Genomic DNA, 10239 nt, shown 5'->3' with positions numbered 1-10239 from the left:
TTAATACCCCCCGGTACGGTCGGTCCGCCCCGTTTCTCAACCAGCGGGCGAGTATCGGGCGGGGGGCGCGCCCGGGGGGGGGCACCGGCCCACCCCCCCACCGGTGTCGCCGCCGCGACCGGCGCCGCTGCCGGTCAGCTCAGGGTGCGGACGGCGGCGGCGTCGTAGGGGCGGAGCTCGGAGAAGCGTCCGCCGAGGACCTTGGCGGCCCACTGCGGGTCCTGGAGCAGGGCGCGGCCGATCGCGACGAGGTCGAACTCGTCGCGCTCCAGGCGGTCGAGGAGGTTGTCGATGCCCTGGGTGTCGGAGCCCTCGCCGGCGAAGGCGGCGATGACGTCGCCGGCCAGGCCGACGGAGCCCACGGTGATGGTGGGGCGGCCGGTGAGCTTCTTGGTCCAGCCGGCCAGGTTGAGGTCGGAGCCGTCGAACTCGGGGACCCAGTAGCGGCGGGTCGAGGCGTGGAAGGCGTCCACGCCGGCCTCGGCGAGCGGGGCGAGGATCGACTCCAGCTCCTGCGGGGTCTCGGCGAGCCGGGCGTCGTAGTTCTCCGACTTCCACTGCGAGTAGCGGAAGATCACCGGGAACTCGGGGGAGACGGCGGCGCGCACGGCCGCGACGAGTTCGGCGGTGAACTTCGTCCGGGCGACCGGGTCGCCGCCGTAGCCGTCGGTGCGGCGGTTGGTGCCGGCCCACAGGAACTGGTCGAGCAGGTAGCCGTGGGCGCCGTGCAGCTCGACGCCGTCGAAGCCGATCCGCTCGGCGGCCGCGGCGGCCTCGGCGAAGGCGGCTATGACGGCGTCCAGGTCGGTCCGGGTCATCGCCCGGCCGGTGCCCTCGGTGCCGTCGAGCCGGATGCCGGAGGGGCCGACGGCCGGGGCGTCGGCGACCGGCGGCTCGCCCTGCTTGCGCACCATGCCGATGTGCCAGAGCTGCGGCACGATGGTGCCGCCCGCCGCGTGCACCTCGGCGGCGACGCGGGCCCACCCGGCGAGCTGCTCCTCGCCGTGGAAGCGCGGGATGCTGTCGCTCTGCCCGGCGGACTCGTGGTTGACGTAGGTGCCCTCGGTGACGATCAGGCCGACGCCCGCGGCGGCGCGGCGGGCGTAGTAGGCGCTCACGTTCTCGCCGGGGACGCCGCCCGGGGAGAACTGGCGCGTCATCGGCGCCATGGCGATGCGGTTGGGCACGGTCAGCCCGTTGATCGTGACGGGCCGGGAGAGGATCTCGGCCGCGCGGGAGGAGGAAGGCTCGGTGACGGTCATGGGGTTTCCTCGCGGGTAGCGGTGGGGTGCGCCGGGTCAGCGGTGATCGCCGGTGCCAACCACCGCGGCGGCCCCCGCATTTCGCCCTCCGTCCGGATCCCGGCGTGATCCACGCCACTCCGAGCGACCCCACGCGACCCCACGCCGCTCCGTGCGACTCCACGCCGTCGCGCGCCGTTCCCGGGCCGCTCCGCGCGGGCGGACGGTCAGACGGGCGGGTGGGGGTGGCCGGTGAGGAACTCCGCCAGGGTGCGGACACCGAAGCCGGTGGCGCCGGCGACCCATTCCGCGTCGGTCCCGTCGGCGAGGGCGGTGCCCTGGATGTCGAGGTGGGCCCAGGGGATGCCGGGCGGGACGAACTCGCGCAGGAAGTGGCCGGCGAGCAGCGCGGTGCCGTGCCGGGTGCCGAGGGTGTAGTTGACCAGGTCGGCGATCCGGGAGCTGAGTTGGGGCCGGTACGCGTCGGGCAGCGGCAGCGGCCAGAGCGGCTCCCCGGCCCGGGTGCCGGCCGCGCGCAGGCGCTCCACCAGGGTGTCGTCGGTGCCCATCAGCGCGGCGACCCGGCGGCCCAGGGCGATCGCGGCGGCGTCGGTGAGGGTGGCGATGTCGATGATCGCCTGCGGCCCGGTCTCGCCGGCCAGGACCAGGGCGTCGGCCATGATCAGCCGTCCCTCGGCGTCCGCGTGGCAGATCTCGACGGTGGTGCCGTTGCGCATCACCAGGACGTCGCCGACCCGGATCGGGTCGGCGTTGGGCATGTTCTCGGTGAGCGGCAGCCAGGCGTCCACCGCGACGGGGCAGTCCAGCGCGTCGAGGACGGACATCGCCCCGAGGACGGCGGCCGCCCCGGCCATGTCGGCCTTCATCCCGGCCAGTTGCGCGTTGGGTTTGAGGGACAGGCCGCCGGCGTCGAAGGTGACGCCCTTGCCGACCAGCGCGATCCGTGCGGCCCCTGCCGTACCGTCGGCCCGGCCGTCCGGCCGGTAGCCCAGCTTGACCAGCCTGGGCGGCTCCAGGGAGCCCCGGCTGACCCCGAGCAGTCCGCCCAGCCGCTCGTCGGCGATCCGGCGGCCGTCCCAGACCTCGCACTCCAGACCGGTCGCCGCGGCGAGCTCGACCGCGCGGTCGGCGAACACGGTCGGGGTGAGGGCCTCGCCCGGTTCGTTGACCAGGTCCCGGGCCAGGAGCACGGCCTCGGCCAGCCTGCGGCCCTCGAACAGGCCGCGCGCGGCGTCCGGTGTCCCGGGGGTGAGCACCTCGACGAGCTGGTCGGTCGGCGCGGCCGCGCCGCTCCGGTACCGGGTGAACCGGTACCCGCCGAGCAGGTACCCCTCGACCAGCGGCCGGAGGTCCGGGCCCGGCGGGTGGACGGCCAGCCGCCGGTAGGCGCCGACGGCCCGGGCCAGTCCGGCCGCCGCGGCCCGGATCGCGTCCCGGTCGGTCCGGTCCCGCGGCCCGACCCCGAGCAGCACGGTCACGGGGGTGCCGGGCAGTTGCAGCACCTCGCCCACCTCGCCGCTGAACCCGGTGCCGGTGAGGAACGCGGCGGGCAGGTCGGCGGGCAGTTCGCCGACCCGCACCGGCCGCACGACGGCCTCCGCCCCCGGGCCGGGCTCAGGGCGCAGCACCCAGGTGACGCTCACGCCCGCTCCCGTCGGGCGGCGCGCCGGGCCGCGCCCCAGGCCTCCAGGTCGGCGAGGTAGGCACTGGCCAGTTCGGCCATGCCGTCGGCCGCACCGACGGCCGCCCAGCCGCGCGCCGCGGAGATCGCGTACGGGTCCACCCTGAGGGCCTGGAGGTAGCAGTCCTCGGCCAGGACCGGCCGGCCGGCCCGCCGGAAGCACTCGGCCGCGGCCGCGTAGCCGAACGCGGTGGAGACCGGGCCGAGCCGGGCGGTCCGCAGGAAGCTGTCGGCCGCCTCCCGGGGGCGGTCGCGCCGCAGCAGGCCCTCCGCCACCTCGATGTGGGTCTTGGGCTCGTACGGGTCCAGGGCCAGCGCCTCCGCGACCAGGAGGTCACCGCGGTCGTCCTCGCCGAACGCGTAGCACTCCTTGGAGCGGCTCTCCACGCAGGCCCGCAGGTTCTCCCGCTTGAGGAACTCCTGGTACGGCCCTTCGGCGGGCACCGCCCGGGCCAGCTCCTCGGCGCGGTCCATGTCGCGGGCCAGCCAGGCGCGGTCCTCGGCCATGAACGGGACGAAGCTGACGCTGCGGTAGAACCGGCTCTCCATCATCGTCTTCTCGAACGCCGACCGGTCCGGGTCCGCCAGCAGCTCCTCCAGGGCGCGGGCGCCGATCTCCCGCCAGCGCGCCGCCTCCTCCTGCGAACGCGTCTCGCGGGCGTGGAACACCACCGCCACCACGGCGATGACGAACCGCAGGTGGGTCGGGCACTCGGGGTGTCCGGCGATGGCGAAGGAGGTCTCCGGTGCGGCCACTGTTCCGCCGACCGAGGCGACGTACCGCACCAGGTCGCGCCAGTGGTGCAGGCGCAGTTCGGCCGGGGTCCGGAGCCGGTCGACCGGTACGGGCGGGACCAGCTCCAGGACGAGCTTGGTGAACCCGAGCCGGTACAGCACCATGGCGACCTGCCGGCGCCGCTCGGGGTCGCAGCGGTCGAAGTCCTCCAGCCATTCGCACAGCCGGTTCCAGCGCGGTGTGCGCAGGTGCTCGGGCAGATCGGCCGGGTGGTCGACCGCGAACTCGGTCAGCCCGGACTCGCGGATCAGGTTGCCCCGGAAGGCCGGCGGCATGAGGCGCTGCCAGTTGACCTCGGCCCGTTCGCCGCCGCGCTCGGCGAACTCGTAGGCGAGGCTGGGCAGTCGGGCGTACAGGCCGGGGGATTCGGACTCGCCCAGGTTGAAGTACGAGGCGTACATCCGGTAGTGCCAGTTGTTGGCGTACGGCCGCTCCCGGTCCCGGGTGGCGGCGCGCCCGGTCAGCTCCTCCAGCGGCCGGTCGCCGTCCTCGCGGCAGGCCTCCAGCAGCGCGTCCCGGGTGGCGGCGGCGCGCGGTGCGGCGCGGAAGGCCCGTTCGTTGAGCACCCGCGCGAACTCGGTGTCCCCGAGTTCGCGGGCGCAGTGGGCTGCCCGCAGCAGCGCGAAGCCGGTGCCGAACGGGCCGAGCCGGGCGGCGTGCAGGTAGCCGGCCAGCGCCTGTTCGTGCGCGCCGGCGCGCTCGTGGGCCTGCGCCGCCTGCATCCGGATCTTGACGTCCCACGGATCGAGGGCCAGGCCCTCCTCGACGGCGGTGCGCTCGGCCTCGGTGTCGCCCATCCGCACCGCGATCTCCAGGTGCCGGTCGAGCAGCCGCCGACGGGTCTCCAGCAGGACCAGTGCGTCGTCCCGGTCGGGTGCGGTCAGCTCGGCGACGCCCGCCCGGACGTCGGCCAGCAGCGCCCGGGCGCCGCCGAAGTCCCGCTGCCGCTCGGCGTACATCACCTCGCGCAGCGCCAGCCGGGCGGTCAGGACGGTGTGGGTGAAGGGGGTGAGCTCGCCCGCGACCTCCTTGAGGAGCTCCCGGGCCCGGTCGAGGAGGAGCGGCGCGGCGGAGTCGTCCCCGGCGTGCCGGGCGAGCAGGTAGCCCCAGGCGGCCACCGCCTGGACGTGGGCGACCGTGGGCGCGGGGTGGTCGGCCAGCACCCGGTAGGCCGCGGTGGTCCGCTCGGAGAGGCCTTCGGAGCCGAACAGGGCGGCCGCGCGGGCGGCCTGGACGCCCGCCGTCACCTGGTCGCGGCAGGCCGCCGGGTCGAGGTCCTCCGGGACGACCTCCAGGACCGCGGCGGGGAGGCAGACCGCGACCAGCCAGTGCGCGAGCCCGGACCGGTCCACCTGGTCCAGTTCGGCGTGCCGCCGGTAGGCCTCGGTCATCCGCCGCCAGGCGGGGGAGGCCAGCTCGTCGGGCAGGTCGGTCGGGAGCACCGCCCGGTAGGCGGTCAGCCGGGACTCCTGCACCAGCAGCCGGCGGTAGCTCGCGGGCATCGTCATGCCGAACCGCAGCGCGCCCGGAGCGGGATTCTCGAAACGCCGGGCGGCCAGGACCGCCGACCGTGCCTGGACGGCGGTGGCCGGTGATTCGGCACCGTCGAAGTACGGGCGGTGCACCTCGAAGGTGAGCCAACTCGGTGCGTTGACCCCGACGATTCCGTGACTGAATTCCCAACGGTTCACGCGGTCATTCCTCTGCTTTTCTGGAGTCGGCCACCGGGCGATCGGCGACATGCCCCGCGACGGAATATCCGGACGGACCGGAATTCCCTCGCGGGGCATGCGTGGAGCGCCGGGATCAGACGCCGGCGTCGTCGATCAGACAGGTCCAGCAGTCCGCCGCACCAGTGCTGATCTCGACCTCGTCCTCCAGGGACTCCCAGGTCTCGTAAGCCATTTCGTCACCCCTTTCTTCTCACGGGCCGGTCCGGATATCCGGTCCGGCGAAGCGGTTGGGCGATATTCTTCGGGAACCGGAACGGCGCCGTCAAGGCTTCTGCGCGGCAAGCTCCGAGAGGATCTCGGCCACTTCTCCGTCGGTCGTCCAGAAATGCGGGGAAACCCGGACCCAGCCGTCCGGAACGGAAACGTGTATTCCGGCCGACGCCAATCTCCGGACGATCTCCACCCCGTCCGTCCGGTGGCCGGTGAAACTCACGACGCCCGAGTGCCCGGTGCCGTCCGGGGGGAGCGCCAGGTCGTAGCCGAGCTCGCCGATCCCGGCGCGCAGCCGGTCGGCCAGGGTGCGCACCCGCCCGGTGACCGCGGTGATGCCGGTCTCCTCCAGCTCGGCCAGCGCGGCGGCGAGCCCGGCCATGCCGACCAGGTCGTACATCCCGCCCTCGACCCTGGCCGCCCCGGCCCGTTCGGGCAGGTCGTAGCGCAGGTGCCCCGGCCCCTTGGACACCTCCGCGGCGCCCTGGTGGCCGAACCAGCCGGTGGGGGTGGTGCGCAGCAGCTCCAGCCGGTCGGCCCGGCAGTAGAACACCCCGGTGCCCGGCGGCCCGCACAGCCACTTGTGCGCGCCCGCGGCCAGGAAGTCCACCGGGGTGTCGGCCACCGACAGCGGCAGCGCGCCGAAGCTCTGCACGGCGTCCACGCAGACCAGCGCCCCGACCTCGGCGGCCAGCGCGCAGATCCGGTCGAGGTCGCAGCGGAAGCCGGTCGCGAAGTTGACGTGGCTCACCGCCACGAGGCGGGTGGCCGGCCCGAGGGCCGCCGCCACGTCCTCGATCCGGTGACCGCCGTCCCGCATCGGCACCCAGACCGGCTCGACCCCGAAGCGGCGCAGCCGCAGCCAGGGCCGGACGTTGGCCGGGAAGTCCCGGTCGAACAGCACGACCTGGTCGCCCGGGCGCCAGTCCAGTCCGTCGGCCACCAGGTGGATGCCGGTCGAGGTGTTGGGGACGAAGGCGACCTCGTCGGGCGTGCAGCCGAGCAGCCGGGCGACGGACCGCCGGGCGGCGTTCCGCGCGCCGAACAGGGGCCCGACCCTGGCGCTGCCGTACGGGAGCACCTCGTCCACGGCGGTGCGCATCGCGGCGACGGCGGCCGGCCGGAGCCGGCCGAGTCCGGCGTAGTCCAGGTAGATCTCACCGTTCGCGGTGCCGACCGGCGGGCGGGGCCCGCTCACGAGAGCGCCCCGGCCGAGCGGACGGCCCGCGTCGCGGTGACCGCCATCCAGCCGGCCACCAGCAGCGGCACGCCGTGCAGCAGCAGCACCCACTGCGCCACCCAGGCCGGCTGCAGCACCAGGCTCGTGACGAGCAGACCGGACATGAAGCCCGCGTTGACCGTGATCTGGGACAGCCCGAACGCCCGCCCCCTGCGCCCGTCGGGCAGCTGCTGGAGGGACTGCTTGTAGGTGATCTCGCTCAGCGCGTCGCCCAGACCGGCCCCGGCCGCCGCCAGCAGCCGCGGCCACCAGCCGTCGAGCCAGAACACACCGATGAAGCCCAGCGACATCACCATCGTGGCCACGCAGTACACCGGGGCCGGTGCGCGGTCGACGATGCGCTTGGCCAGGGGCCGCAGCACGAAGCTGGCCAGCAGCAGCCCGGCCGCCCAACCGCCCCACACCGCGCCGGAGACCACGGCCGGTTCGTCCGGGCGCAGTTCGCTGCCCAGCAGCGGCAGTCCGACGTGCTGGGAGGCGCTGCCGAAGGCGTCCAGTCCGCGCAGTGCGACCAGGCCGGCCAGGCCCGCGGCCACCAGCAACGGCCAGGCGCCGGCGCGCTCCCGGGCTCCGGCGGCCGGGCCGTCCGGCTCCCTCATCCGCAGGCGCAGCGCGAGCAGCACCGCGGCTGAGAGCGCGTAGCTGGCCGCGTCCAGCCCGAACACCCAGCGGTACCCGGCCAGGGGGACCAGGACGGTGGCGAGGCCCATGCCGACCATGAAGGCCACCCCCTTGAGCCCGGCCAGCGCGCTGTTCACCGACGGGGTGCGCGGCCCGGCCAGCACGGGCGTGGCGGCGGACAGCGTGGCCTCGAAGACCGACCGCCCGCTGCCGATCACCATGACCGCCGGGTACAGCCACCAGTTCTGCGCCCCCGCCGGCAGCACCGCCAGCAGCGCCAGCATGAGCGACCGGGCGAGGTCGGCGCCGATCATCACCCGGCGGCGGTCCCAGCGGTCCCCGTAGCGGTGCCCGAGCCGCCCGCCCGCGATCGCGCCCGCGTACAGCGCCACGCTGACCAGCCCGGTGTCCAGGGCCGAGTGGTCGAGCTCCCAGACGAAGACGGACAGGCAGATGAAGTCGAGCGCGTAGCCGACGTCCGAGATCGTCTTGGCGGTCAGGAGGACCGCCAGCTGACGGCGACTCGCCGCGGCCGTCCGCCGTGCCGTTCCGGTGCCGGCCGCCACGGCGCCCATGAGGTCTCAACTCCCCGGTTGTGTGAGGGCTGTCATGATTCCCTCACCAACCCCCCACTTTCAAGAGGTAGTTCGATGAGAACTCCGCACCGTGTGGTGGGCCTCCCGGTGGACCTCTCCGGCCGCGCCCCGGTGGTGGTCGGGGTGATTGTCGGGACGGTGCAGGACCGTGCGCGGACCCGCTTCCCGGGAGACGATGCCTCCATGGACGCCGAGACGCTCGTACGGACCCGTCGCTCCCTGCACGCGGTGGCGGAGCTGGTGCTGGCCGGGCCGCAGTACCGGGCGAGCGGCACGATCCGGCTGCGGGCCCGCCCGGGCGGGTTCGGAACGGTGGCCGAGCCGGGGCTGCGGGTGGTGGGCGCGGAGCTGGTGGGCCGCGGGCGGGCGGTGTCGCTCGAACGGACCAGCTGCGTCGCGCTCGGCGCGGCCCTCGGGCTCGGCGTCGGCGCCCCCGAGGGGGTGTACCGGGACGGTCCGGGCGTCGCCGCCGACCGGCCGATCGAGGTGGATCCGGCTGCGGCCCGGTGGCTCGCGCACTGCTTCGCGCTCGGCGAGGCGGCGCTGAGGGAACTGTTCCCTACGGAGGAGCCGGTCATCTGGCCCGAGCACTTCGACCTGGGGATCACCGTCGACGCGGTGAACTACGGCCTCTCGCCCGGGGACGCGTTCCTCGCTGAGCCGTACGCCTACGTCGGCCCGCACGAGCGGCAGCAGGGGGAGTTCTGGAACGCGCCGTTCGGCGCCGCCCGGACGGTCCACGGGCTCGGTGGCGCCGGCGGGCTGCTGGACTTCCTGGAGCGGGGCCGACGGCTGACGGGCGACGCCTGACGGTTGTGGACGTCAGGCGTCGCCGGGGGATCGGTCAGCTGTGCTTCCAGGTCACCGAGAACGCGGTGCCGTCGGTGATTCCGGAGGTGGTCGCCTTGGTGACGCCGTCCTTCGTGGCCATGTCGATGACCGACGGGTTCGAGGCGCCGAGGCTCTTCCCGTTCACCTTGGCGTTGGTGAACCCGACGGTGCCGAAGTCGGCGAGCGGAAGGACGCCGGTGCTGCTGGACGGTGCCTCGGCGATCACCTCGGCGGAGGCCAGGGTCGCGCTCTTCAACGACTTGGCGATGCTGCGGCTCCAGTTCCTCGTCACATTGCGGAGGGTGAGGTTGAAGACACCGTTGCCGGTCGTGGTGACGCTCGCGGTGAAGTGGTCGCCGGGGTGCACGGCGTTGTTGAAATAGGCCGGGTAGGCCGGGTACATCTCGTACCAGGACCCGTAGACCGGTGTGCCACCCGAGCAGTCCGCCTCGGTGCCGATCTGTTCGACCGTCCTGCTGCCGTCTCCGTCGAGACCGATCCAGAAGGCGGACCAGGTGTCGGTCTTGGTGCAGGTGACGGTCGGCTGGACCCACTCGGCGCTGACGCTGGTGAACTTGCCGCCGGTGGCCGCGTAGCCGGACCAGTTACTGCTGGTGCCGTACATCAGTGAGCTGTCGTGGTGGTGCTCGGCGATCGGGGCCAGGAAGGTGCCCTGGGCGGGGAGGGCGGGCGAAGCGCCGGCGAGCAGCGCCAGCAGGGAGGTGGCGGCGACGAAGGTGCGCCGAAGGGCTTTGGACATGGCTGGTCCCTGGGGTGTTCGAGGGGAGTTGACCAAGCGTCGACAAAGCTAGCGGCCGAGGCCCTGGGCTACGGGCGACGAAGCGGCGGCGGTCCCCGGATTCCCCTGGTCGGCCCAGCCCGGCCCAGCCCGGCCCAGCCCGGGCGGTCGGCCGGGCCTGACGAGCCGAGTTTGTCCCGGGGGCCGGACGGGGGTACTGTCTTCCAGTCGCTCGGCAGGGAGCACCGGACACGCATCGGCGCGGACGGTCCCGGGGCGGCCAATCCCTTGAAACACCGCGTCAGGTCTGCGCCTGCCGTTTCGCTTTTCGCGTCTCGGCTCGGTGCTTATGTGGCATGTGCGTTTTATCGGATTGCGGCTGGATTCGCTTTTCGAAGCGGGGGTCGGCTACAGTTTGAAACGTCGGACGGGGCGCCAAGCCGCAGAAGACACCAGCAAATCCGATGAATGAAACTCCGGAAAACGGAGCGGAAAACATCTGGTAAGCTGGAAACACGAAAGAACGAAGC

Annotated in this window: 8 protein-coding genes; 1 reads left to right on the top strand and 7 read right to left on the bottom strand. The window is 73.7% G+C overall.

From position 1 onward, the window contains the following. Positions 1-134 precede the first annotated feature (134 nt). The 5 genes from ACFWXO_RS33000 to ACFWXO_RS32980 form a co-directional block, all read right to left on the bottom strand. Complete coding sequence (locus ACFWXO_RS33000) at positions 135-1262, bottom strand: NADH:flavin oxidoreductase (RefSeq protein ID WP_380528524.1); 1128 nt, start codon at positions 1260-1262, stop codon at positions 135-137. 206 nt (positions 1263-1468) lie between these two features. Beyond that, on the bottom strand, positions 1469-2905 hold the full coding sequence (locus ACFWXO_RS32995) for a leucyl aminopeptidase (protein ID WP_380528522.1): 1437 nt from the start codon (positions 2903-2905) through the stop codon (positions 1469-1471). Then, complete coding sequence (locus ACFWXO_RS32990) at positions 2902-5430, bottom strand: hypothetical protein (RefSeq protein WP_380528520.1); 2529 nt, start codon at positions 5428-5430, stop codon at positions 2902-2904. Before ACFWXO_RS32990 ends, ACFWXO_RS32995 begins: the two co-directional genes overlap by 4 nt. 304 nt (positions 5431-5734) lie before the next feature. Continuing rightward, a complete protein-coding gene (locus ACFWXO_RS32985) occupies positions 5735-6880 on the bottom strand; it encodes an aminotransferase class V-fold PLP-dependent enzyme (RefSeq protein WP_380528519.1) in 1146 nt (381 codons plus the stop codon). Further along, entirely contained in the window at positions 6877-8118 is a 1242-nt protein-coding gene (locus tag ACFWXO_RS32980; RefSeq protein WP_380528517.1) for an MFS transporter, read from the bottom strand. The genes ACFWXO_RS32985 and ACFWXO_RS32980 overlap by 4 nt, the downstream gene beginning before the upstream one ends. A gap of 204 nt (positions 8119-8322) precedes the next feature. Between ACFWXO_RS32980 and ACFWXO_RS32975 the strand changes: the two genes are divergently transcribed. Further along, positions 8323-8949, top strand: a complete 627-nt coding sequence (locus ACFWXO_RS32975) for a hypothetical protein (protein WP_380528515.1) — start codon at positions 8323-8325, stop codon at positions 8947-8949. 34 nt (positions 8950-8983) lie between these two features. On the opposite strand, the gene ACFWXO_RS32970 is transcribed toward ACFWXO_RS32975, so the two are convergent. Then, a complete protein-coding gene (locus tag ACFWXO_RS32970; protein WP_380528514.1) occupies positions 8984-9730 on the bottom strand; it encodes a G1 family glutamic endopeptidase in 747 nt (248 codons plus the stop codon). A gap of 280 nt (positions 9731-10010) precedes the next feature. Further along, on the bottom strand, positions 10011-10239 hold a 229-nt coding region (locus ACFWXO_RS32965; protein WP_380528512.1), incomplete at its 5' end, for a hypothetical protein.

Origin of the sequence: Kitasatospora sp. NPDC059088, from assembly GCF_042738155.1 — a bacterium.
In the GTDB taxonomy this organism is placed as follows: Bacteria; Actinomycetota; Actinomycetes; order Streptomycetales; family Streptomycetaceae; genus Kitasatospora.
Note: the sequence above shows the minus strand (reverse complement) of the source record. Positions and strands in the feature narration are given on the sequence as shown.

Excerpts from the sequence above, each read along its gene's own strand:
- ACFWXO_RS32975 (WP_380528515.1), top strand. The coding sequence starts at position 8,323 with ATGGACGCCGAGACGCTCGTACGGACCCGTCGCTCCCTGCACGCGGTG.
- ACFWXO_RS32970 (WP_380528514.1), bottom strand. The coding sequence starts at position 9,730 with ATGTCCAAAGCCCTTCGGCGCACCTTCGTCGCCGCCACCTCCCTGCTG.
- ACFWXO_RS32980 (WP_380528517.1), bottom strand. The coding sequence starts at position 8,118 with ATGGGCGCCGTGGCGGCCGGCACCGGAACGGCACGGCGGACGGCCGCG.
- ACFWXO_RS33000 (WP_380528524.1), bottom strand. The coding sequence starts at position 1,262 with ATGACCGTCACCGAGCCTTCCTCCTCCCGCGCGGCCGAGATCCTCTCC.